Source organism: Brassicibacter mesophilus (assembly GCF_050433385.1).
Taxonomy (GTDB): domain Bacteria; phylum Bacillota; class Clostridia; order Tissierellales; family Proteiniboraceae; genus Brassicibacter; species Brassicibacter mesophilus.
Map to the genome: position 1 here is coordinate 56,785 of NZ_JBNPXI010000007.1, position 23,077 is coordinate 79,861.

At 35.6% G+C, this 23,077-nt stretch carries 36 protein-coding genes; all 36 read right to left on the bottom strand.

Annotated elements, in window-relative coordinates; genetic code table 11:
• Positions 1 to 42 precede the first annotated feature (42 nt).
• On the bottom strand, positions 43 to 666 hold the full coding sequence (gene rpsD / locus HNR33_RS09630; protein ID WP_429082809.1) for a 30S ribosomal protein S4: 624 nt from the start codon (positions 664 to 666) through the stop codon (positions 43 to 45).
• A 27-nt stretch (positions 667 to 693) separates the two neighbouring features.
• On the bottom strand, positions 694 to 1,092 hold the full coding sequence (gene rpsK / locus HNR33_RS09635; protein WP_429082811.1) for a 30S ribosomal protein S11: 399 nt from the start codon (positions 1,090 to 1,092) through the stop codon (positions 694 to 696).
• Positions 1,093 to 1,112: 20 nt separating this feature from the next.
• Positions 1,113 to 1,481 (bottom strand): 30S ribosomal protein S13, encoded by a 369-nt coding sequence (rpsM, locus tag HNR33_RS09640; protein ID WP_429082812.1) that lies wholly within the window; start codon positions 1,479 to 1,481, stop codon positions 1,113 to 1,115.
• A gap of 172 nt (positions 1,482 to 1,653) precedes the next feature.
• Positions 1,654 to 1,767 (bottom strand): 50S ribosomal protein L36, encoded by a 114-nt coding sequence (gene rpmJ, locus HNR33_RS09645; protein ID WP_352419144.1) that lies wholly within the window; start codon positions 1,765 to 1,767, stop codon positions 1,654 to 1,656.
• A gap of 15 nt (positions 1,768 to 1,782) precedes the next feature.
• Positions 1,783 to 2,001: a translation initiation factor IF-1 gene (infA, locus tag HNR33_RS09650; protein WP_429082813.1), complete on the bottom strand. Its 219-nt coding sequence runs from the start codon at positions 1,999 to 2,001 to the stop codon at positions 1,783 to 1,785.
• Positions 2,002 to 2,030: 29 nt separating this feature from the next.
• Complete coding sequence (locus tag HNR33_RS09655) at positions 2,031 to 2,312, bottom strand: KOW domain-containing RNA-binding protein (RefSeq protein ID WP_429082815.1); 282 nt, start codon at positions 2,310 to 2,312, stop codon at positions 2,031 to 2,033.
• Between the two features lie 22 nt (positions 2,313 to 2,334).
• A complete protein-coding gene (gene map / locus HNR33_RS09660) occupies positions 2,335 to 3,081 on the bottom strand; it encodes a type I methionyl aminopeptidase (RefSeq protein ID WP_429082817.1) in 747 nt (248 codons plus the stop codon).
• Entirely contained in the window at positions 3,081 to 3,731 is a 651-nt protein-coding gene (locus HNR33_RS09665) for an adenylate kinase (protein WP_429082818.1), read from the bottom strand. The genes map and HNR33_RS09665 overlap by 1 nt, the downstream gene beginning before the upstream one ends.
• A gap of 52 nt (positions 3,732 to 3,783) precedes the next feature.
• Entirely contained in the window at positions 3,784 to 5,058 is a 1,275-nt protein-coding gene (gene secY, locus HNR33_RS09670) for a preprotein translocase subunit SecY (protein WP_429082820.1), read from the bottom strand.
• Position 5,059: 1 nt separating this feature from the next.
• Entirely contained in the window at positions 5,060 to 5,503 is a 444-nt protein-coding gene (gene rplO / locus HNR33_RS09675; protein ID WP_429082821.1) for a 50S ribosomal protein L15, read from the bottom strand.
• 25 nt (positions 5,504 to 5,528) lie between these two features.
• Positions 5,529 to 5,705 (bottom strand): 50S ribosomal protein L30, encoded by a 177-nt coding sequence (gene rpmD / locus HNR33_RS09680; protein ID WP_429082822.1) that lies wholly within the window; start codon positions 5,703 to 5,705, stop codon positions 5,529 to 5,531.
• A gap of 12 nt (positions 5,706 to 5,717) precedes the next feature.
• Entirely contained in the window at positions 5,718 to 6,224 is a 507-nt protein-coding gene (rpsE, locus tag HNR33_RS09685; RefSeq protein ID WP_429082824.1) for a 30S ribosomal protein S5, read from the bottom strand.
• A 17-nt stretch (positions 6,225 to 6,241) separates the two neighbouring features.
• Positions 6,242 to 6,610, bottom strand: a complete 369-nt coding sequence (gene rplR, locus HNR33_RS09690) for a 50S ribosomal protein L18 (RefSeq protein WP_429082825.1) — start codon at positions 6,608 to 6,610, stop codon at positions 6,242 to 6,244.
• 17 nt (positions 6,611 to 6,627) lie between these two features.
• Complete coding sequence (gene rplF, locus HNR33_RS09695; protein ID WP_429082826.1) at positions 6,628 to 7,167, bottom strand: 50S ribosomal protein L6; 540 nt, start codon at positions 7,165 to 7,167, stop codon at positions 6,628 to 6,630.
• Positions 7,168 to 7,206: 39 nt separating this feature from the next.
• A complete protein-coding gene (rpsH, locus tag HNR33_RS09700; protein WP_429082827.1) occupies positions 7,207 to 7,605 on the bottom strand; it encodes a 30S ribosomal protein S8 in 399 nt (132 codons plus the stop codon).
• A gap of 33 nt (positions 7,606 to 7,638) precedes the next feature.
• The gene (locus HNR33_RS09705) at positions 7,639 to 7,824 is read right to left on the bottom strand and encodes a type Z 30S ribosomal protein S14 (RefSeq protein ID WP_429082829.1); all 186 of its coding nucleotides are present in this window, start codon (positions 7,822 to 7,824) and stop codon (positions 7,639 to 7,641) included.
• Positions 7,825 to 7,841: 17 nt separating this feature from the next.
• Positions 7,842 to 8,384, bottom strand: a complete 543-nt coding sequence (gene rplE, locus HNR33_RS09710) for a 50S ribosomal protein L5 (RefSeq protein WP_429082831.1) — start codon at positions 8,382 to 8,384, stop codon at positions 7,842 to 7,844.
• Positions 8,385 to 8,413: 29 nt separating this feature from the next.
• Positions 8,414 to 8,725 (bottom strand): 50S ribosomal protein L24, encoded by a 312-nt coding sequence (gene rplX / locus HNR33_RS09715; RefSeq protein WP_429082833.1) that lies wholly within the window; start codon positions 8,723 to 8,725, stop codon positions 8,414 to 8,416.
• Between the two features lie 15 nt (positions 8,726 to 8,740).
• A complete protein-coding gene (gene rplN / locus HNR33_RS09720) occupies positions 8,741 to 9,109 on the bottom strand; it encodes a 50S ribosomal protein L14 (protein ID WP_429082835.1) in 369 nt (122 codons plus the stop codon).
• A gap of 30 nt (positions 9,110 to 9,139) precedes the next feature.
• Positions 9,140 to 9,394 (bottom strand): 30S ribosomal protein S17, encoded by a 255-nt coding sequence (gene rpsQ / locus HNR33_RS09725; protein WP_429082837.1) that lies wholly within the window; start codon positions 9,392 to 9,394, stop codon positions 9,140 to 9,142.
• A gap of 26 nt (positions 9,395 to 9,420) precedes the next feature.
• A complete protein-coding gene (rpmC, locus tag HNR33_RS09730) occupies positions 9,421 to 9,624 on the bottom strand; it encodes a 50S ribosomal protein L29 (protein WP_429082839.1) in 204 nt (67 codons plus the stop codon).
• Positions 9,614 to 10,057, bottom strand: coding sequence for a 50S ribosomal protein L16 (gene rplP, locus HNR33_RS09735; RefSeq protein ID WP_429082841.1), 444 nt, complete (start codon positions 10,055 to 10,057; stop codon positions 9,614 to 9,616). Before rplP ends, rpmC begins: the two co-directional genes overlap by 11 nt.
• A gap of 26 nt (positions 10,058 to 10,083) precedes the next feature.
• Positions 10,084 to 10,752, bottom strand: coding sequence for a 30S ribosomal protein S3 (rpsC, locus tag HNR33_RS09740; protein ID WP_429082843.1), 669 nt, complete (start codon positions 10,750 to 10,752; stop codon positions 10,084 to 10,086).
• 17 nt (positions 10,753 to 10,769) lie between these two features.
• Positions 10,770 to 11,105, bottom strand: coding sequence for a 50S ribosomal protein L22 (rplV, locus tag HNR33_RS09745; RefSeq protein ID WP_429082844.1), 336 nt, complete (start codon positions 11,103 to 11,105; stop codon positions 10,770 to 10,772).
• Between the two features lie 20 nt (positions 11,106 to 11,125).
• Positions 11,126 to 11,407 carry a 30S ribosomal protein S19 gene (gene rpsS / locus HNR33_RS09750; RefSeq protein WP_429082845.1) on the bottom strand — a complete coding sequence of 94 codons (282 nt, stop codon included), beginning with the start codon at positions 11,405 to 11,407 and terminating at the stop codon, positions 11,126 to 11,128.
• A 78-nt stretch (positions 11,408 to 11,485) separates the two neighbouring features.
• Positions 11,486 to 12,316 carry a 50S ribosomal protein L2 gene (rplB, locus tag HNR33_RS09755; RefSeq protein WP_429082847.1) on the bottom strand — a complete coding sequence of 277 codons (831 nt, stop codon included), beginning with the start codon at positions 12,314 to 12,316 and terminating at the stop codon, positions 11,486 to 11,488.
• Between the two features lie 33 nt (positions 12,317 to 12,349).
• The gene (rplW, locus tag HNR33_RS09760; protein WP_429082849.1) at positions 12,350 to 12,640 is read right to left on the bottom strand and encodes a 50S ribosomal protein L23; all 291 of its coding nucleotides are present in this window, start codon (positions 12,638 to 12,640) and stop codon (positions 12,350 to 12,352) included.
• Entirely contained in the window at positions 12,640 to 13,263 is a 624-nt protein-coding gene (rplD, locus tag HNR33_RS09765; protein ID WP_429082851.1) for a 50S ribosomal protein L4, read from the bottom strand. The genes rplW and rplD overlap by 1 nt, the downstream gene beginning before the upstream one ends.
• 25 nt (positions 13,264 to 13,288) lie before the next feature.
• Positions 13,289 to 13,921 (bottom strand): 50S ribosomal protein L3, encoded by a 633-nt coding sequence (rplC, locus tag HNR33_RS09770; RefSeq protein ID WP_429082853.1) that lies wholly within the window; start codon positions 13,919 to 13,921, stop codon positions 13,289 to 13,291.
• 91 nt (positions 13,922 to 14,012) lie between these two features.
• The gene (gene rpsJ / locus HNR33_RS09775; RefSeq protein ID WP_429082855.1) at positions 14,013 to 14,330 is read right to left on the bottom strand and encodes a 30S ribosomal protein S10; all 318 of its coding nucleotides are present in this window, start codon (positions 14,328 to 14,330) and stop codon (positions 14,013 to 14,015) included.
• Positions 14,331 to 14,712: 382 nt separating this feature from the next.
• A complete protein-coding gene (tuf, locus tag HNR33_RS09780) occupies positions 14,713 to 15,903 on the bottom strand; it encodes an elongation factor Tu (protein ID WP_429082857.1) in 1,191 nt (396 codons plus the stop codon).
• 60 nt (positions 15,904 to 15,963) lie between these two features.
• A complete protein-coding gene (gene fusA, locus HNR33_RS09785; protein ID WP_429082859.1) occupies positions 15,964 to 18,030 on the bottom strand; it encodes an elongation factor G in 2,067 nt (688 codons plus the stop codon).
• Positions 18,031 to 18,122: 92 nt separating this feature from the next.
• A complete protein-coding gene (rpsG, locus tag HNR33_RS09790) occupies positions 18,123 to 18,593 on the bottom strand; it encodes a 30S ribosomal protein S7 (protein WP_429082860.1) in 471 nt (156 codons plus the stop codon).
• A gap of 146 nt (positions 18,594 to 18,739) precedes the next feature.
• Positions 18,740 to 19,156, bottom strand: coding sequence for a 30S ribosomal protein S12 (gene rpsL, locus HNR33_RS09795; RefSeq protein ID WP_429082861.1), 417 nt, complete (start codon positions 19,154 to 19,156; stop codon positions 18,740 to 18,742).
• A 26-nt stretch (positions 19,157 to 19,182) separates the two neighbouring features.
• On the bottom strand, positions 19,183 to 19,425 hold the full coding sequence (locus tag HNR33_RS09800; protein ID WP_429082863.1) for a ribosomal L7Ae/L30e/S12e/Gadd45 family protein: 243 nt from the start codon (positions 19,423 to 19,425) through the stop codon (positions 19,183 to 19,185).
• A gap of 142 nt (positions 19,426 to 19,567) precedes the next feature.
• Positions 19,568 to 23,071 (bottom strand): DNA-directed RNA polymerase subunit beta', encoded by a 3,504-nt coding sequence (gene rpoC / locus HNR33_RS09805; RefSeq protein ID WP_429082864.1) that lies wholly within the window; start codon positions 23,069 to 23,071, stop codon positions 19,568 to 19,570.
• Between the last annotated feature and the right edge of the window lie 6 nt (positions 23,072 to 23,077).

Sequence of the window (23,077 nt, forward strand, 5' to 3'; positions counted from 1 at the left end):
TGTATTATGCTATCCTGAGGGCAACTGATTCTAATATATATATTACTTAGAATATAACTCAACAATTAGATGCTCTTCAATTGGTAAATCGATATCAGCTCTCGATGGTGCTGCAACTACTTTACCTACTAGGTTCTCAATGTCCATTTGTAACCATGGAACTAAATTACCTTGATAAGCTTCTTGAAGTTCTTTAAATCTTGGTGATGATTTACTTGTTTCCTTAACTTCTACTGTATCACCTATTGACACTATATATGATGGTATATCTACTTTCTTGCCATTCACTTTAAAGTGTCCATGTGTAACAAACTGTCTAGCTTCTGCTCTTGAAGAGGCTAAGCCTAATCTGTAAACAACATTATCTAATCTTGTTTCTAGAATGCTTAACAGATTTTCACCTGTGATGCCAGCCATTTTATCAGCCACAATAAAGTATTTTCTCATTTGACTTTCAGAAATTCCATAAAATCTACGAACTTTTTGTTTTTCTCTTAACTGTACTCCATAGTTTGACAATTTTGTTCTTCTTTGTCCATGTTGTCCTGGAGCATAGTTTCTTCTTGCTACTGGACATTTATCTGAAAAACACTTATCACCCTTTAAGTAGAGCTTTTGTCCTTCTCTACGACAAAGTCTACAAACTGGACCTGTGTATCTTGCCATTCTATATGCACCTCCTATATCAAATTATCAGACTCTTCTACGTTTAGGTGGTCTACAACCATTATGTGGAATTGGAGTTGTATCCTTGATTAAGCTAACTTCTAATCCTGAAGCTTGTAATGATCTTATAGCAGCTTCTCTTCCTGATCCTGGCCCTTTAACGTATACTTCTACAGTCTTTAAACCATGCTCCATAGCTTTTTTTGCAGCTTCTTCAGCAGCCATCTGAGCTGCGAAAGGAGTAGATTTTCTTGAACCTTTGAAGCCAAGTTGACCAGCGCTAGCCCATGATATTACATTTCCATTAGCATCCGTTAAAGTTACTATTGTATTATTGAAAGTTGACTGGATATGAGCTTGACCTCTTTCAATATTCTTACGTTCTCTTCTTTTAACACGTGTTTTTACACCTTTTTTAGCTACCATTCAAAGTCCCTCCTTTACTATTACTTTTTACCTTTTTTAGCTGCAAGTTTCTTAGGACCTTTTCTTGTTCTTGCATTGTTCTTTGTATTTTGTCCTCTTACTGGAAGACCTCTTCTATGTCTTAATCCTCTATAACTACCTATTTCTCTTAGTCTCTTGATGTTAAGAGATATCTCTCTTCTTAAATCACCTTCAACCATATATGTGTCAATTGTACTTCTAAGTGAATTAACTTCTGCCTCTGTTAAGTCCTTTATTCTTGTGTTTGAATCAACACCAGCCTTTTCCAATATCTCATTTGATCTAGCTCTACCAATTCCATATATATATGTTAATCCAACCTCAACTCTTTTATCTCTTGGTAAGTCTACACCGGCAATTCTGGCCATTAAGTTTACACCTCCTAAAACTGTGCATTGTAATAAATGTGAATTCTAACCAACAAAACGTGGTTGTTACTAAAAAATATTTATATAAAGCAGCCGCGATTTTCAACTAGTATCAACCAAAGTAATATTATACTAAAAAAAAGGTAAAATCACTAGAGTTAATTTACTCTAGTTAACCTTGTTTCTGTTTGTGTCTTGGGTTCTCACAAATAACCATTACTTTGCCTTTTCTTTTAATTATTTGACATTTTTCACATATCTTTTTAACTGATGGTCTTACTTTCATTGTAATCCCTCCTTGCTACTTATTACGCCAAGTTATCCTTCCTCTTGTTAAATCATAAGGAGATAATTCTAATGTAACTTTATCACCTGGTAAGATTCTTATAAAATTCATTCTAAGCTTACCAGATATGTGAGCTAATATTTCATGCCCATTTTCTAGTTTTACCATAAACATGGCATTTGGCAGAGCTTCAACAACGGTCCCTTCCACCTCAATAACATCTTGTTTAGACATTAGGTAATCGAACCTCCCGTTCAACCGATTTATATCTCTTTATTAAATGGCTCTAATGCCTTTCTTATATAAGCATTATTTATCTTTTCACCATTTTTAACTCTATTTTGAATTTCTTCTATGATTGATTTGTAAACGATCAGATGTCTAATCTTCTTTTTCTTTGGATTATCAAGTCTTCTAAAATCGCCGTCGACAACCAATACATATAAGTCATCAATAACATCTATTACTATAAAAACTTTACCTTTATCCCTACCAGCTTTGGACCTAACGACCTGACCTATGTCAACATCATTCGTAGTTTCCATTAAGTTCACCTCTTTAGTCGGATTATACCTTTGTTAAAATCAATGGCTCATCATCTGTTATAGCTATAGTGTGCTCGTAATGAGCAGAGTTTTTTCCATCTGCTGTAACAACAGTCCAATTATCTTTTAACACCTTTACACGGTAGGTACCTGCATTAACCATAGGTTCTATTGCTAGCACCATACCTGCTTGAAGTCTTGGACCTTTGCCAGGTAACCCGAAGTTTGGTATCTGTGGTTCTTCATGCATACTTTGACCTATACCATGACCAACATAATCCCTAACTACTGCGAAACCATTTTTTTCTACATACGCCTGTACTGCATGTGATATGTCAGATAATCTATATCCTACTCTCGCATATTTTATGCCCTCATAGAATGATTGTCTTGTAACCTCTATAAGTCTTTTATCTTCATCAGATGCATTGCCTACAATATGTGTCTTGGCACCATCACCATAATATCCTTCTATTATTGTACCAATATCTATACTAATAATATCGCCATCATTTAACTTTTTTAATCCTGGAATTCCATGAACTACCTCATCGTTTATTGAGGCACATATACTTCCAGTAAATCCGTTATAACCTTTAAAAGCTGGTAATGCATTATTACTTCTTATAAAATCTTCTGCAGCTTCATCAAGCTCTTTAGTTGTTATACCAGGCTTTATGAGCTTTTCGAGAAAGGCATGAGTTTCACCAACAAGCCTTCCTGCCTTTCTCATTTTTTCAATTTCTCTTTCAGTCTTTAATATAATCATTATTTATCGCTCCCTATCGCACTAACTATGTCAGAAAATACTTTATCAATCTCTTGCTTGCCATCGATATTAATAAGTATTCCCTTATTCTCATAGTAGTTGATAAGTGGCTGTGTTTGTTCTAAATATACTTCAATTCTCTTAGTAACTGTTTCAACTGTATCGTCTTTTCTTTGCTGTAATTCTCCACTGCAAACATCACATATTCCTTCAATCTTAGGTGAATTGAATTTAATATGGAATGTTGCTCCACAGTCCTTACATACTCTTCTTCCTACAGCTCTTTCAATTAATTCCTCTTTACTTACATCGATATTAATTACATCATCTAAGCTGTAGCTTAATTCTCTAAGCTCAATATCTAAAACGTCTGCCTGTGCAACTGTTCTTGGAAAACCATCTAATAAGAAGCCATCTTTACAGTCTTCTTCAGTTAATCTATCTTTTACGATAGCAACAACTAAGTCATCAGGCACTAAAAGACCTTTATCCATGTACTCCTTAGCTTTCTTGCCTAGTTCAGTGCCTTCTTTAATATTTTTTCTAAAAATATCCCCAGTTGATATATGTGGTATCTGATATTTCTTAACAATACTAGATGCCTGAGTTCCTTTTCCTGCCCCAGGTGGTCCTAATAAAATTAGTCTCAATTACATCATCTCCTAAGGAGTTGTTATATTATTATGCTAAATGCTAACTTTACTACTTTAAGAAGCCTTTGTAGTGTCTCATAAGCATTTGAGCTTCAATTTGTTTCATTGTCTCTAACGCAACACCCACAACTATAAGAAGTCCTGTTCCACCGAAACGAACATTTAATTTAGTTGTAGCCTGAATGATAACTGGTAAAGTCGCAATAATTGCTAATGATATTGCACCAGCAAATGTTACTCTTGAAATTACTCTACTCAAATAATCTGATGTTGGTTTTCCTGGTCTGATACCAGGTATAAATCCACCGTATTGCTTCAAGTTATTTGAATACTCAACAGGATTGAACTGCACTGCTGTATAGAAGTATGTGAAGAATATTATCAATAATATGTTCAATATTGAGTATATCCAAGCTCCTACAGTACCACTAAGAGTGAAGTACTTTGTTATAAAGTCAGCAGCTCCACCTTTAAAGAATAATGCTAAGATTTGAGGGAATTGAAGTAATGATGTAGAGAATATTACTGGAATAACCCCTGCCATTAACACCTTTATAGGTATGTGAGTACTTTGCCCTCCATACATCTTTCTTCCAACAACCCTTTTTGCATATTGAACTGGTATTTTCCTAGTTCCTTCTTGTATAGCGATAACACCAGCGATTATAATCAATGCAACTATTAAAAATGCAACTATTTCTAAGACATGCACTTGGCCAGCCTGAGCTAATTTGAACATCTTAACTATTCCACCAGGTGCAGCTGAAACTATACCAACAAATATTATCAAAGAAATACCATTTCCTATACCCTTATCAGTTATTTGCTCTCCTAACCACATTAAAAATGCAGTACCTGCAGTTAATGTTATAATAACAATTGCTACAGAAATAAAATCTGTTTTTATTAAAGCTTGCCTAAAGAACCCTATGCTTATACCAGCAGCTTGAATAAGTGCTAATACAACTGTTCCATATCTTGTGTATTGCGCAATCTTCTTCCTACCTTCCTCGCCTTCTTTAGCTAAAGCTTCTAAGCTAGGAATTGCAATTGTTAATAATTGTATAATGATCGAAGCAGTAATATATGGGTAAATGTTTAATGCAAAAATAGTAAAATTCTTAAAGGCTCCCCCTGCCATTAAGTTAAGAAAGTCTAACATTCCACCTGCTTGGCTATCAAACATTTGCTTGATAACCTCAGATTTCATTCCAGGAACTGGAATGCTAGATCCCAATCTAAAGACAAGAAGCATAAGTAATGTAAATAGTATTCTCCTTCTTAGATCAGGAATCTTCCAAGCATTTTTCAGAGTTGATAACAATTTAGATCACCTCTACCTTTCCCCCAACAGCCTCAATTTTTTCAGCAGCAGATTTGCTGAACTTAGTGGCTTTTACAGTAAGTTTTTTGTTTAATTCCCCTTCTCCTAAAACCTTAACTCCATCATGAAGTTTTCTGATTATACCTGCTTCTAACAATAAAGCTGGAGTAACTTCTGTATTATCTTCAAATCTATTTAAATCTTCTAAGTTAACGATAGCAAATGTCTTTGCAAATATGTTTTTGAAACCTCTTTTAGGTAATCTTCTATATAAAGGCATTTGACCACCTTCGAAACCAGGTCTTACTCCACCGCCAGAACGTGAGTTTTGACCTTTTTGGCCTCTACCACCAGTTTTTCCTTGTCCTGTAGCAGTTCCTCTACCTAATCTTTTAGTGTCTTTGCTTCCGCCACCTTGATTTGGTCTTATTTCATTTAGTTTCATGGTTGCACCTCCCCTTACTAAATTCTTACTCTACAACTTCAACCATATGTTTAACTTTTTCTATCATACCTCTTATCTGAGGAGTATCTTCCTTTTCAACTATTTGACCAATTTTTCTTAATCCAAGAGCTTCTACTGTTCTTTTTTGGTTTTCAAGTCTACCAATCTTACTTTTGATAAGTTTAATTTTTATTTTAGCCAAGGTATTTCCCCCCTAACCTAGTAACTCTTCTACAGTTTTTCCTCTAAGTCTTGCAACTTCTTCAGCTCTTTTTAATTGTTTTAGAGCCTCCATTGTTGCATTAACCATGTTTCTAGGATTGTTTGAACCGAGCGACTTACCTCTAAGGTCTCTGATTCCTGCTAACTCAATAACAGCACGTACAGGACCACCGGCAATAACTCCAGTACCTTCTGAAGCTGGCTTAAGTAAAACTCTACCTGCTCCAAATTCTCCTACTGTTTCGTGAGGAATTGTTGTACCAACAGTTGGTACTTTAATTAAGTGTTTTTTAGCATCTTGGATTGCTTTTCTAATCGCTTCGGGAACTTCAAGTGCTTTGGCCATTCCTACTCCTACGTGTCCATCTCCGTCTCCAACAACCACAAGAGCACTGAATCTGAAGTTTCTACCGCCTTTAACAACTTTAGTTACACGATTTATACTAACAACTCTTTCTTGTAAATCTAATTCATTAGCGTCTATACGACCACGTTGCATTATTTCCCCTCCTTCATCTAGAACTTTAATCCGCCTTCTCTTGCACCTTCAGCAAGTTCTTTTACTCTACCATGATAAATGTATCCGCCTCTATCGAAAACAACAGTTTCAATACCTTTTTCTAGTGCTCTTTCAGCTACAATTTTACCAATTACTTTAGCAGCTTCTTTGTTTCCAGTCGCTGTAAGCTTCTCTTTTATGTCTTTATCAAGTGTTGAAGCTGAAACTAAAGTTTTGCCTACTGTATCATCGATTATTTGTGCATATACATGATTTAAGCTTCTATACACATTTAGTCTTGGTCTCTCAGGAGTTCCATGTACAGTTTTTCTTACTCTTAAATGCCTTTGTTCTCTTTTTTTATTGCTATTTACTTTCTTAAGCACCTGTTCTCACTCCTTTCCTACTTACCTGTCTTACCTTCCTTACGTCTTACTACTTCGCCTTCGTATCTTATACCTTTACCTTTATATGGTTCAGGTTTTCTAAGATCTCTTATAACAGCTGCGTAGTTTCCAACTTTTTGCTTATCTATGCCTTTTACAGTTATTTTTGTATTAGCAGGAACCTCAACTTCGATTCCTTCTGGATCTTCCATTTCTACTGGATGAGAGAAACCTAAGCTCAGTATAAGTTTTTTACCTTGCTTTTGAGCACGATAACCTACTCCTACTATTTCTAAGTTCTTTGCATATCCATTAGAAACTCCTTCTAGCATATTTGCTATTAGTGTTCTTGTTAAACCATGTAGCGACTTGTGTTTTTTCTCATCTGTAGGACGAGCTACATGTATAACATTGTCTTCAACATTTATCTGTATATCCTTATTAATCTGTTGCTCTAACGTACCTTTTGGTCCTTTTACTGTTACGTAATTGTTAGCATCAACCTTAATTTCTACTCCACTTGGTATAGTTATTGGCTTTAACCCTATTCTTGACATGGTTGCACCTCCCGTTCCATTAAATGTGTCTGTTATCTATTACCATACGTAGCAGATTACTTCTCCACCAACGCTTTCTTTTCTTGCATTTTTATCTGTAATAATTCCTTTAGATGTTGAAAGAATAGCTATTCCAAGTCCACCTAGAACTCTTGGTATTTCATCACTCTTAACATATACTCTTAAACCTGGCTTAGATATTCTCTTTACTCCAGTGATTATCTTTTCTTTGTCCTTACCGTACTTAAGTTGTATTCTAATTATCCCTTGCTTGCCATCATCTATAACATCAAATCCTTTGATAAACCCTTCTTCTAGAAGAATATCGGCAATTGATTTCTTAAGGTTAGAAGCTGGGATATCAACAGTTTCGTGCTTAGCATTATTTGCATTTCTAATTCTTGTTAGCATATCTGCAATTGGGTCAGTCATAACCATTAGAGTTTACCTCCTTCCATTTTAACAATCTTACTACCAGCTAGCTTTTCTAACGCCTGGAATCTGTCCTTTATAAGCTAATTCTCTGAAACATATACGACATACGCCATATTTTCTTAGATAAGCATGTGGCCTTCCGCATATCTTACATCTACTATATTCTCTCGTGCTAAATTTTTGTTTTCTTTGTTGCTTTAATACCATCGATTTTTTAGCCATTTTTTTCCCCTCCTTTTTTACTTTCTAAAGGGCATTCCCATAAGTCCAAGAAACTCTTTCGCTTCTTCATCAGTTTTAGCTGTTGTAACAACTATAATGTCCATACCTTTTATACTATCTACTTTGTCGTAGTCAATTTCAGGGAAAATTAACTGCTCTTTTATACCTAACGCATAGTTACCTCTTCCATCAAAAGATGTAGGAGAAACTCCTCTAAAGTCTCTAACCCTTGGTAATGAAATATTCATTAACTTATCAAGGAATTCAAACATCTTTTCTCCTCTTAAAGTAACCTTAGCTCCTACTGGCATACCTTCACGAACCTTGAAATTAGCAACTGATTTTTTAGCTCTTGTTATAATTGGTTTTTGCCCAGAAATAATCGCTAACTCATTTACTGCTGTTTCAAGTAATTTTGGGTTATCTCTAGCTTCTCCCAAACCCATATTTATAATAACTTTCTCTAATTTAGGAACTTCCATTATATTACTGTATTTAAACTTTTCCATTAATGCTGGAATGACTTCATTAACATATTTGTCCTTTAGGCGCGTAGTCATTATGTGAACCTCCTTTCAACTGTAAGCTCTTAGTCTAGAACTTCACCACATTTTTTGCAAACTCTTACTTTATCACCGTTCTCTAAAGCTTTATAGCCAACTCTTACGCCTTGCTTATCTTTATTGCAATATAGCATAACGTTTGAAACATCTATTGGGCCTTCTTGGTGAATTATTCCACCTTGTTGAACCTTAGCACTTGGTTTTTTATGCTTAGTAAGCATGTTTACACCTTCAACAATAACTTTATTCTCCTTAGGAATAGCTGTTAACACTTTTCCTTTTTTACCTTTATCTTTACCTGTTGTAACTACAACTGTATCACCTTTTTTAACATGCATTATCTACACCTCCTCTTATAATACTTCAGGTGCTAATGAGATTATTTTCATGAAGTTTCCATCTCTTAGTTCTCTTGTAACAGGTCCAAATATACGAGTACCAACTGGTGTTTTATCATCTTTTATTATTACAGCTGCATTTTCATCAAATTTTATATAGCTTCCATCTTTTCTTCCTACACCTTTTGTAGTTCTAACTATAACAGCTTTAACTACGTCTCCTTTTTTAACAACACCGCCTGGCGTTGCGCTTTTAACAGAAGCTACTACTATATCTCCAATATTCGCATATCTTCTATTTGAGCCACCTAACGCTCTGATAACTAATAATTCTTTAGCACCAGAGTTATCTCCGACTTTTAAACGTGATTCATTTTGAACCATTTAATACCCTCCTTTCACAAACCGTAAGGATTATTTTACTTTTTCTACAATTTCAACTAATCTCCATCTCTTTTCTCTGCTCAATGGTCTAGTTTCCATTATTCTAACAGTATCACCTATTTGACACTCATTATTTTCATCATGTGCTTTAAATTTTGTTGTCTTTTTAACCATTTTACCATATAAAGGATGTGAAACGAATGTTTTTACGGCTACAACAATTGTCTTATCCATTTTATCACTCACAACACGACCTACTCTTACTTTTCTGTTTCCTCTAAGCATTTAGTTAGCCCTCCTTTCTCAAACTACTATGCGTTCAGCTGTTTTAATTCTCGTTCTTTTATGATAGTTTTCACACGGGCAATATCTTTTCTTACTGTCTTAATTCTCATAGGGTTATCAAGTTGACCGGTAGCTAATTGAAACCTTAAGTTGAATAATTCAGTTTTTAATTCAGTTAATTTGTTTCCTAATTCTTGGCTCGTCATTTGACGAATTTCATTAGCTTTCATTAGCTTCACCACCCTCTTCAATTGCGTCTTGTCGAGTGACAAATTTACATTTTATCGGTAATTTGTGCATTGCAAGCCTCATTGCTTCTCTCGCAACCTCTTCAGGAACTCCTGCCATTTCAAATAAAATTCTACCTGGTTTTACTACTGCCACCCAATATTCTGGTGAACCTTTACCAGAACCCATACGAGTTTCAGCAGGTTTTTGAGTTACTGGCTTATCTGGGAATACTTTTATCCAGATCTTTCCGCCTCTTTTTACGTATCTTGTCATAGCTCTTCTAGCTGCTTCTATTTGATTAGATGTTATCCAAGCTGGTTCTAAAGCTTGTAATCCAAATTCTCCATAAGAAATTTTATTACCGCGAGTAGCCTTACCGGTCATTCTACCTCTGTGAACCTTACGACGTTTTACTCTTTTAGGCATTAACATACTTTCTTCCTCCTTCCTACATGACTCTAGTTCTCAGTGTTCTCTTCCTTATTTGCTACTTTTAAAGTAGGAAGAACTTCACCTTTATATAACCATACTTTAACTCCTATTTTTCCATAAGTTGTATCAGCTTCAGCAAATCCATAATCTATGTCTGCTCTTAAAGTGTGTAGAGGTGTAGTTCCTTCACTATAACTTTCAGTTCTAGCCATATCTGCTCCACCAAGTCTTCCTGAAACTGAAGTCTTGATTCCTTTAGCTCCAGCTCTCATAGTTCTTTGAATAGATTGTTTCATTGCTCTTCTGAAAGAAATTCTTCTTTCTAACTGTCCAGCAATATTCTCAGCAACTAATTGTGCATCCATTTCAGGAACTTTAATTTCTTCAACATTGATTGTGATGTTTCTCTTAGTTAACTTTTCTAAATTCTTTCTTAATTCTTCTACTCCTGAACCGCCTCTACCTATAACCATTCCTGGTTTAGCAGTGTTTATGCTAATTTTAACTCTATTAGCCGCTCTTTCAATTTCAATTTTTGATACGCCAGCTATATATAGTTTTCTTTTTATAAACTCACGAATCTTGTTATCTTCAACTAGATACTCTGAGAAATGCTTCTTATCAGCATACCATTTTGAATCCCAGTCTTTTATAACTCCAACTCTTAGTCCATGTGGATTAACCTTTTGACCCATCGATATCCCTCCTTTTCCTATTCTCTTTCTTTAACCACTACACCAACATGGCTTGATCTCTTAAGGATTTTGTACGCTCTTCCTTGTGATCTAGGTCTCCATCTTTTTAATGTAGGTCCTTGGTTTGCATATGCTTCGCTAATATATAAATTTTCTCTATCCATGTCAAAATTATTTTCTGCGTTAGCAAGTGCAGATTTAACTACTTTTTCTAATACATCGGCGCCTCTTTTCGGCGTGAATTTCAAGATTGCAAGTGCTTCATCAACACTTTTTCCTCTGATTTCAGCCGCTACTAAGTTCACCTTTCTTGGTGCAATACGCACGTATTTGGCGATAGCTCTAGCTTCCACGTGAAGTTCCCTCCTTCATTCTATCTTAAAGACGTTGATTTTTCTGTGTTTGCATGACCTTTGTACGTTCTAGTTGGAGCAAACTCACCTAACTTATGCCCAACCATATCTTCTGTTACATACACTGGCACATGCTTTCTACCATCATAAACTGCTAATGTATGGCCAATCATTTGTGGGAATATAGTTGAACGACGTGACCATGTCTTAATAACTTTTTTCTCGTTCTTTTTGTTTAATTCTTCAACTTTTTTCAACAAGTGATCATCACAAAATGGTCCTTTTTTTAGCGATCTACCCATTTAAGTTCCTCCTTTCAGCGCGATAATAAATATCTTTTATAAAAGCATCGCATATAACTTCTCAGAAAATCTATCAGACTATTTCTTTCTTCTTCTAACAATAAGCTTATCTGATTTCTTGTTTTTCTTACGAGTTTTGTATCCAAGTGCTGGTTTACCCCATGGCGTAACTGGACTTGGTCTACCAATTGGTGCTCTACCTTCACCACCACCGTGTGGGTGATCATTAGGGTTCATAACACTACCTCTAACTGTTGGTCTGATACCCATGTGTCTCTTTCTACCTGCTTTACCAATTGTAATATTTTCGTGGTCTATGTTACCTACTTGACCTATAGTTGCTCTGCATTCAACTCTTACTAATCTTGTTTCTCCCGAAGGAAGCCTTAAGTTAGCATAATCTCCTTCTTTACCCATTAATTGAGCTGAGTTACCAGCAGATCTAACAAGTTGAGCACCTTTCCCAGCTTTTAGCTCTATGTTATGAATAACTGTACCTACAGGTATGTTTTTTAGTGGTAGTGCATTACCTACTTTAATATCTGCACCTTCACCTGACTCTATAACATCTCCAACATGTAAATTATGTGGAGCTATTATATATCTTTTCTCTCCATCAGCATAATTTATTAAAGCAATGTTTGCAGATCTGTTTGGATCATACTCGATTGCTGCAACTTTTCCTGGGATGCCATCCTTATTTCTTTTAAAATCTATTATTCTATACTTTCTTTTTGCTCCACCGCCTCTATGACGAACAGTAATTCGACCATAAGCGTTTCTTCCTGAATTTTTAGTCAAGCTCACAACTAATGACTTTTCAGGTTCTTTTTTAGTTATTTCTTCAAAAGTAGAAACAGTCATCTGCCTAATACCCGGTGAAGTTGGCTTAAATTTTTTGATACCCATTTCTGTTCCCTCCTCTTACACGCTATTTAACAATTACATTCCTTCAAAGAATTCAATACCTTTACTATCTTTAGTAAGTGTCACTATTGCTTTTTTCCAATTAGGTCTTCTTCCAATGTGAACACCTTGTCTTTTAACTTTACCTTCCATGTTAATAGTGTTAACTTTTTCGACCTTAACACCAAATATCTGCTCTAAAGCATTTTTAATTTCTGTTTTATTAGCTTTTTTATCAACAACAAATGTATATTTGTTTTCAGCCATATTATTCATACTCTGTTCTGTAACAACTGGTTTGATGATAATGTCGTGTGGGCTACGCATTATGCATACACCTCCTCCACTTTTTTAACAGCATCTTTAGTTATAATAAATGAGTCATATTTTAATATGTCATATACACTTAGAGTATTAACTAAAGTAGTTTGAACTCCTTGTATATTATTTGCTGACTTTACAACATTCTCATTTTTCTCATCCATAACTATTAATGCTTTCTTGCCTGAATTAACATTTTTAAGAATGCTAATCATATCTTTAGTCTTAGGTTGAGTTAAATTTAACTCATCTAATACTATAATTTTGCTTTCTTCAACTTTTGAACTTAATGCAGATTTCATAGCTAACTTTCTTACTTTTTTAGGTACAGCATAGCTATAGTCTCTTGGCTTTGGTGCAAACACTACTCCTCCACCAGTCCATTGAGGTGCTCTTATACTTCCTTGACGAGCTCTACCAGTTCCTTTTTGTCTCCATGGCTTTCTTCCGCCACCTCTTACTTCTGCTCTTGTCTTAACTGACTGTGTCCCTTGTCTTTTATTTGCAAGTTGATTTTTAATAACTTCGTATAATACGTGTTGGTTAACTTCAACTCCGAACACATCATCATTTAACTCTATATCACCAATTTGTTGGCCCGATACGTTATATAAAGCTACTTTTGGCATCTAATTATCCTCCTTTCAAAAAAACTTACTTAGAAGCTTTAACGCTTTCTCTTATTGTTATTAGTCCGCCCTTTGGACCAGGAACTGCACCTTTAACTAATATGAAGTTCTTTTCTGCATCTATTCTAACCACTTCTAGGTTTTGAACAGTCACTCTTTCATGTCCCATATGTCCTGGCATTTTTTTGTTCTTAAAGATTCTTGCTGGATATGCTGATGCACCCATTGAACCTATACCTCTGTGGTATTTCGAACCATGAGTCATTGGTCCTCTGTGTTGATTATGTCTCTTGATTACACCTTGATATCCCTTACCTTTAGAAACGCCAATAACATCAACTTTGTCTCCAGTACTGAAAACGTCAGCTTTTATCTCTTGACCTATTTCATACTGGTCAGCATTTTCAACTCTGATTTCTCTTAAAACTCTTTTAAGTTCAACATCAGCCTTACCAAAGTGTCCTTTAAGAGGCTTGTTAACTCTTTTTTCCTTTACCTCTCCAAATCCAACTTGAATTGCATTATAGCCATCTTTATCAGCGCTTTTCTTTTGAACAACTTTCATTGGACCTGCTTCAATAACTGTTACTGGTATAACCGTTCCATCTTCTGTGAAAATTTGAGTCATACCTAATTTTCTACCTAATATTTTTTTCATCTTTACACCTCCTGAAATCTTACAGCGGATTACACGTTTGTGCAATCATACTAAGCAGAGTGCATTTATATATGAATTCTCTACTTATTTCCTATAATTTTATTTCTATATCTACACCTGCTGGCAAGTTAAGCTTCATTAAAGAATCAACTGTTTTTGGTGTAGGGCTTAAAATGTCAATTAATCTCTTGTGAGTTCTTTGTTCAAACTGCTCTCTAGAATCTTTGTACTTGTGTACAGCTCTTAAGATAGTCACTATTTGCTTCTCAGTTGGTAGTGGTATTGGACCTGAAACAGTTGCACCTGTTCTTTTAGCAGTCTCAACAATCTTTTGTGCTGAAGTATCAAGAATTTCATGATCATAAGCCTTTAATCTAATTCTAATTTTTTGTTTGCCATTGTTTGACATTAACAATTCCCTCCTTCTATCGCATGTTTTGAAGTACATGCAACAATGACTACCGATACACTCAACCGGGTGTTTTGTAATTTTCTCAATTAAGCCAGGTAATCATGTCGCCCGAATCTAAGCCGGACATTCTCAGCAAAAATTCCCTTAAAAAATAAGCAACCTTTTGCCTCATCGCATGTCTACTGCATACTGTAATATTCTATATTAAATCCAGCTAAAACTCAAGTACTTATTTGCATTTTTTTTATTTTTTTTTGATTTTTTTACTTTTACATAAAATATAGTTCAATTAAGCTATTAATTAATTCTATATATGGACACTAAAAGAAGGGGAATCCCCTTCTTTTAGTGTTTTATGTCTTAATTTTAAAAGCTAAAATTACTCAATAATTTGTGTAACAACTCCAGCTCCTACTGTTCTTCCACCTTCACGAATAGCGAATCTTAATCCTTCTTCCATTGCTATCGGTGTGATTAATTCTATATTAAATGTTGCATTATCTCCAGGCATTACCATCTCTACGCCTTCTTCTAATTTTACTGATCCTGTTACGTCTGTTGTTCTGAAGTAGAACTGTGGTCTGTATCCATCAAAGAATGGTGTATGTCTTCCACCCTCTTCTTTTGTTAATACGTATACCTCAGACTTGAATTTTGTATGTGGTGTTATACTTCCTGGCTTTGCTAGTACTTGACCTCTTTCGATATCTGTTCTTTGTACTCCTCTTAGTAATGCTCCGATGTTATCTCCTGCTTGTGCTTCATCTAATAACTTTCTGAACATTTCTACTCCTGTACATACTACTGTTCTTGGTTCTTCTGTTAATCCTACGATTTGTACTTGGTCTTGTACTTTTAAGATTCCTCTTTCTACTCTTCCTGTTGCTACTGTTCCTCTTCCTGTGATTGAGAATACGTCCTCTACTGGCATTAAGAATGGTTTGTCTGTATCTCTTTCTGGTGTTGGAATATACTCGTCTATTATTTCAAACATTTCTATTATTTTTTCTTCCCATGCTGGGTCGCCTTCTAATGCTTTTAATGCTGATCCTTGGATGATTGGTGTATTATCTCCATCAAATTCGTATTCGCTTAGTAATTCTCTTACTTCCATTTCTACTAACTCGATTAACTCTTCGTCATCTACCATATCACATTTGTTTAGGAATACTACGATGTATGGTACTCCTACCTGTCTTGATAATAGTATATGCTCTCTTGTTTGTGGCATTGGGCCATCTGCTGCTGAACAAACTAAGATTGCTCCATCCATTTGTGCTGCTCCTGTTATCATGTTCTTAACATAGTCAGCATGGCCTGGACAGTCAACGTGTGCGTAGTGTCTGTTTGGTGTCTCATACTCTACGTGTGCTGTTGATATTGTGATTCCTCTTTCTCTTTCTTCTGGTGCCTTGTCTATGTTATCAAATGCTACTGCTTCTCCAAATCCGTATTTTGTGTTTATTACTCTTGTGATTGCTGCTGTTAATGTTGTTTTACCGTGGTCAACGTGTCCTATTGTTCCAATGTTTACGTGTGGCTTATTTCTTTCAAATTTTGCTTTTCCCATTTTCTTATTCCTCCTTACTAAACTAAAATCTATTTATATTTTAATATTTTAATAGCTTAACTATTTATTCATAATCTTTTCAGCTATACTATTTGGTACAGCTTCATAGTGATCAAACTGCATAGTATATACCCCACGACCTTGAGTTTTAGAACGAAGGTCTGTTGCATAACCAAACATTTCTGAAAGTGGTACAAAACCTCTAATAATCTGAGCTCCACTTCTAGATTCCATACCCTCTATTCTACCTCTTCTTGAGTTAATGTCTCCTATTACGTCACCCATATATTCCTCAGGTACAGTAACTTCAACTCTCATATATGGCTCAAGTAATACTGGATTGGCTTTTTTACAGCCATCTTTAAATGCCATAGAACCAGCTATCTTAAATGCCATTTCAGAAGAGTCAACTTCATGGTATGAACCGTCAAATAGTGTCACTCTAAAATCAAGAACTGGATATCCTGCAAGTATACCACTTTGCATTGCTTCTTGAATACCATTGTCTACAGCAGGAATGTATTCTTTAGGAATAGCTCCTCCAGTAATTTTATTAATGAATTCGTAACCTTCACCAGGTTTTCTTGGTTCTAGCTTAATCTTAACATGTCCGTATTGTCCACGTCCACCAGACTGTCTAGCATACTTAGAATCAACTTCCACTTCTTTAGTGATAGTTTCTTTGTAAGCAACCTGTGGGCTACCAACATTTGCTTCAACTTTGAATTCTCTCATAAGTCTGTCAACTATAATCTCAAGATGCAATTCGCCCATACCAGCAATAATAGTCTGACCGGTTTCTTGGTTTGTATAAGTTCTAAATGTAGGATCTTCTTCAGCTAATTTTGCTAATCCTATACCCATCTTTTCTTGACCAGCTTTAGTCTTAGGCTCTATCGCAACCTCTATAACAGGCTCAGGGAATTCCATAGATTCTAATATAATAGGGTGACTTTCATCACAAAGAGTATCTCCAGTTGTAGTATCTTTTAAACCTACTGCTGCTGCAATGTCTCCAGAGTAAACCGTTTGGATTTCCTCTCTCTTGTTTGCATGCATCTGAAGAATACGTCCTATTCTTTCTTTTTTGTTTTTTGTAGAGTTTAATACATATGAACCTGAATCTAAAGTTCCAGAGTAAACTCTAAAAAAAGCTAGTTTACCAACATATGGGTCAGCCATTATTTTAAATGCTAACGCAGAGAATGGTTCATTATCTGAAGATATTCTTTCATCTTCTTCTTCTGAATCTGGCTTAACACCTTTAATAGCTGGTACATCAACAGGTGCTGGCATGAAATCAACAACAGCATCTAATAACATTTGAACACCTTTATTCTTATAGGCAGAACCACAAAGAACAGGAGTAACACTACATGCTATTGTAGCCTTTCTTATAGCATCGTTAATTTCTTCAACATTGATTTCTTCACCATCTAGATACTTCATCATTAGCTCTTCATTTTGATCCGCTACTGCTTCTAACAGTGCTTCTCTATATTCTTCAGCTAAATCTATCATATCTTCAGGAATTTCAGTTACCTCTATTTCTTTTCCTAAATCATCTTTGTAGATTCTTGCATTCATGTTTATAAGGTCAATAATACCTATGAAAGTATCTTCTTTTCCTATTGGTAACTGTATTGGTACTGCATTTGCCTTTAATCTATCTTTCATCATATCTACAGCTCTGAAATAATCAGCACCTAAGATATCCATTTTATTAACAAATGCCATACGTGGTACGCCATATTTATCAGCTTGACGCCAAACTGTTTCTGATTGTGGCTCAACTCCACCTTTTGCACAGAAAACTGCTACTGCGCCGTCGAGAACACGAAGAGATCTTTCTACTTCAACAGTAAAATCCACGTGTCCTGGCGTATCTATGATATTAACTCTATGACCGTTCCATTGGGCTGTTGTTGCAGCAGAAGTTATAGTTATTCCTCTTTCCTGCTCCTGTTCCATCCAGTCCATTGTTGCCGCACCTTCGTGCGTCTCGCCTATCTTATGCGTTCTGCCGGTATAGAATAGTATTCTTTCTGTAGTAGTTGTCTTACCTGCATCTATGTGAGCCATTATACCAATATTACGAGTTTTTTCTAATGAAAATTCTCTAGGCACAGTACTCCTCCTTTCCGCTGCTTATTTTACTATCGTTAATATACTTCCCTAAAAATTCAAATGTAAACATAAATTTGAAAAGGAATTTATTATTACCATCTGTAATGTGCAAAAGCTTTGTTTGCCTCAGCCATTTTATGAGTATCTTCTCTTTTCTTAACGCTAGCTCCAGTATTATTAGCAGCATCCATAATTTCTTTAGCAATTTTTTCCTTCATAGTCTTTTCTCCTCTTTTACGGGAGTAATCAACTAACCATCTTAATCCAACAGTTTGTCTTCTATCTGGTCTAACTTCCATCGGTACTTGGTATGTTGCACCACCAACACGTCTTGCCTTTACTTCTAGTACAGGCATGATGTTGTTTAGAGCCTTATAGAAAACTTCTAGTGGTTCTTCACCTGTCTTCTCTTGTATATAGTCAAATGCATCATATATTATTTTTTGTGCTACACCTTTTTTTCCATCTAACATTACTTGATTTATTAATTTTGTAACAACTTTATCCTTGTATATAGGATCAGCCATTACTTCTCTTTTTGGCACATGTCCTTTTCTTGGCACTATTCTTCCCTCCTTAATAACAGAAATTAATTCATAGGTACTCGACAATTTGAAGCCGTCGTAGTGCACTAAAATGCCTATATATATAAATTGTCTCTAACTTATAGCAAAGCTAAAAACATAGCATTCTTCGCGCTCGTTCGACACTATTTCTTCTTAGGTTTCTTTGTACCATATTTTGATCTTGACTGCATTCTTTTATCCACACCTGCTGTATCTAGTGTACCTCTAACGATATGGTATCTAACACCAGGTAAGTCTTTAACTCTTCCACCTCTTATAAGAACAACACTATGCTCTTGTAAGTTGTGACCTATACCTGGGATATAAGCACTAACTTCCATACCATTAGTAAGTCTAACTCTGGCAATTTTTCTTAAAGCTGAGTTAGGTTTCTTAGGCGTAACAGTTTTTACAGCTGTACAAACACCTCTTTTTTGTGGAGAACTCACCTTAGTTGTTCTTTTCTTTAGTGAGTTAAATCCAACGTTTAAGTGTGCAGATTTGGACTTATAGGTAACCTTTTCTCTACCTTTTCTTACTAATTGGCTAATTGTTGGCATTGAAGCACCTCCTTCCAAAATGTATATTATTTCAATATTGCAGCTGATGCTGCACTGACATCAATGCCACAGGCCTTGCCTAGGTCTTTCATGTTATCAACATAAATAACTTCTATAGACCTTTCATTACATAATTGCACAAGCTCATTTATAAGCTTTGTGTCTGCATCTTTTGCAATAACCATTTTCTCAACTTCATTATTAATTATTGCTCTCTTGGCCTGCTTTGTACCTACAACCTTTTTTACTTCTTTAAGATTTGGTAACACAGAAGTTTCCTCCTTATTTAAACATCTAGAAGATTATGTGGGGTCACCACATAATCTTCTTGAATAGCAAAAGAGTCAACTATACAAATTCACACACTCAATTATTTTATCACCAGTTTTAAACAGTGTCAATATTTATATCTTATTCTTCTGCTATAACTTCTTCTGTAGTATTTATTGCTATATCTTTGTATTTTCTCATTCCCGTTCCTGCTGGTATAAGCTTTCCTATTAGTACGTTTTCTTTTAATCCAATTAAATGATCTTCTTTTCCTTTTATTGCTGCTTCAGTAAGAACTCTAGTCGTTTCTTGGAATGATGCAGCAGATAGGAATGATTCTGTTGCTAGAGATGCCTTAGTTATACCAAGAAGCACTCTTCTTCCAACAGCAGGTCTTCCGCCCTGTTCTTCAACAGCTTGATTTGTTTCTTCAAAGTCAAATATATTTACAAGACCTCCAGGAAGTAAGTCAGTATCTCCTGAATCTTCAACCTTAACTTTGTTAAGCATCTGTCTTACAATTACTTCAATATGCTTATCATTGATATCAACACCTTGCATTCTATAAACCCTTTGTACTTCCTTAACGATATATTTTTGAACGCCAGATATTCCCTTGATTTTCAAAATATCATGTGGGTTAACCGAACCTTGTGTTATCTCATCTCCTGCTTCTAAGACATCGCCTTCTCTTACTTTTATTCTTGAACCATATGGTATATTGTAAGTTTTTGCTTCTCCATCATCAGAAGTTACAATAACTTCTTTTCTTCTTTTAGATTCGTTTATTGAAACTCTACCAGCTATTTCTGAGATTATAGCAAGTCCTTTAGGCTTTCTTGCTTCAAACAATTCTTCAACCCTAGGAAGACCTTGTGTAATATCTGCTCCAGCTACACCACCTGTATGGAAGGTACGCATTGTAAGCTGTGTACCAGGCTCACCTATAGATTGAGCAGCTATTATACCTACCGCTTCACCAGAATCAACAGCACTTCCTGTTGCTAGGTTTCTACCATAACACTTACCACATACACCGTGTCTTGTCTTACAGCCTAAAACAGTTCTGATTTTTACTTCTTCTATTCCTGCTGCAATCACTTTATCTGCTTTATCTTCAGTTATTAAGTCCCCAGCTTTTACTATTATTTCACTAGTACTAGGATTTATAACATCTTCGTAAGCATATCTTCCTTCTATTCTGTCCCACAATTCTTCTATGACTTCCCTGCCATCTGCAAATGCTCTTGCAACTAGATATTGGTCTGTTCCACAGTCTTCTTCTCTAACTATAACATCCTGACTTACATCAACAAGTCTTCTTGTCAAATACCCAGAGTCCGCAGTTCTTAGAGCCGTATCAGCAAGACCCTTTCTAGAACCGTGCGTTGAAGTAAAGAACTCAAGTACTGTAAGTCCCTCTCTAAAGTTAGCTCTGATTGGCTGTTCAACTGTTCTACCTGATGCATTTGCCATCAAGCCTCTCATACCTGCAAGCTGTCTTATCTGATTTTTACTACCTCTAGCACCTGAATGAGCCATTATGAATATGTTATTAAGTCTATCAAGGTTATTCATCAATGCATCTGTAACTCTCTCTGTCGTCTTGTTCCAAACCTCAATTACTCTTTCATATCTTTCTTCATCAGAAATAAGACCTCTTCTATAAGATTTTTCATACTTATCAACTAACTCTTCAGCTTCAGAAATATATATCTCTTTTTCTTTTGGAACCACAATATCCTCGATACTAACTGTTATTGCACCTATAGTTGAGAAGTGGAATCCAGTCTGTTTTATGTTATCTAAAACTACAGATGTAATAGTATTTCCATGCTTTCTAAAGCATTTTTCAACTATTTTACCTAACATCTTCTTGTCAACTAACATATCTATCTCTAAGGAGTACTTATCCTCAGTCCTATCTACAAAGCCTAAATCTTGAGGTATGTTTTCATTAAATATAAATCTACCAACAGTGCTTTCAACAAGCTTACCTTTAGCATCATCTTCATTTAATCTTCTTCTCACTTTTACTTTTGCATGTAACCCAACAGCACCATTATTATAAGCTAATAGCATTTCATCATAATCTTTGAATACCATGCCTTCGCCTTCTTCACCTGAGTTATCTACAGTTAAATAATAGCTACCTAGTACCATATCCTGTGTCGGAGTTGTTATTGGCTTTCCATCCTTTGGAGCTAGTATATTATTTGTAGATAGCATAAGGAATCTAGCTTCCGCTTGTGCTTCTGTTGACAGTGGCACGTGGACTGCCATCTGGTCTCCGTCAAAGTCTGCATTGTATGCAGTACATACAAGTGGATGAAGCTTAATTGCCTTACCTTCAACTAACACTGGCTCAAAAGCCTGAATACCAAGTCTATGAAGTGTTGGAGCACGGTTAAGTAAAACCGGATGTTCTTTAATTACAGAATCGAGCACATCCCATACAACAGGTTTAACTTTCTCAACCATTCTCTTAGCACTCTTAATATTATGAGCATACCCCTCATTTACCAATCTTTTCATGACAAATGGCTTAAATAATTCTAATGCCATTTTCTTAGGAAGTCCGCATTGGTAAAATTTAAGCTCTGGACCAACTACGATAACTGAACGTCCAGAATAGTCAACCCTTTTACCAAGTAGGTTTTGTCTGAATCTTCCCTGTTTTCCTTTAAGCATATCTGACAGAGACTTAAGAGGTCTATTTCCAGGACCAGTTACCGGTCTTCCTCTTCTACCATTATCTATCAATGCATCTACTGCCTCTTGAAGCATTCTCTTTTCGTTTCTAACGATAATATCTGGTGCTCCAAGATCCAGTAATCTTTTTAATCTATTGTTTCTATTAATTACTCTTCTGTATAAGTCATTTAAATCTGATGTTGCGAATCTACCTCCATCAAGCTGTACCATTGGTCTTAAATCAGGAGGAATAACCGGAACAACATCCATAATCATCCATTCAGGCTTGTTGCCAGATTGTCTAAATGCTTCAACAACCTCAAGTCTTCTAATAATTCTTATCTTCTTCTGCCCTGAGCTTTCCTTTAACTGTATTCTTAGGTCTTTAGCTTCCCTTTCTAAATCAATCTTAGCTAAAATATCTTTAACAGCTTCAGCCCCCATGGCAGCTTTGAATTTCTTTCCATATTTGTCTACTGCTTCTCTATACTCTCTTTCACTCAGAAGCTGCTTTTCAGAAAGTGGAGTTTCTCCAGCTTCAATTACTATATAAGAAGCAAAGTATAATACTTTTTCTAGAGCTCTAGGTGACATATCTAATATAAGTCCCATTCTGCTTGGAATTCCTTTAAAATACCAAATATGAGATACTGGCGCTGCTAATTCAATATGTCCCATTCTTTCTCTTCTTACTTTAGACTTAGTGACTTCAACGCCACATCTGTCACAAACAACACCTTTATATCTTACTCTTTTGTATTTACCACAATGGCATTCCCAGTCTTTTGTAGGTCCAAATATTTTTTCACAGAAAAGTCCTTCTTTTTCAGGCTTCAAAGTTCTATAGTTTATCGTTTCAGGTTTCTTTACCTCACCTTTAGACCATTGTCTTATCTTTTCAGGGGATGCTAGACCAATTTTAATTGAATCAAAATTATCATGCTCGAACAAGGGGCT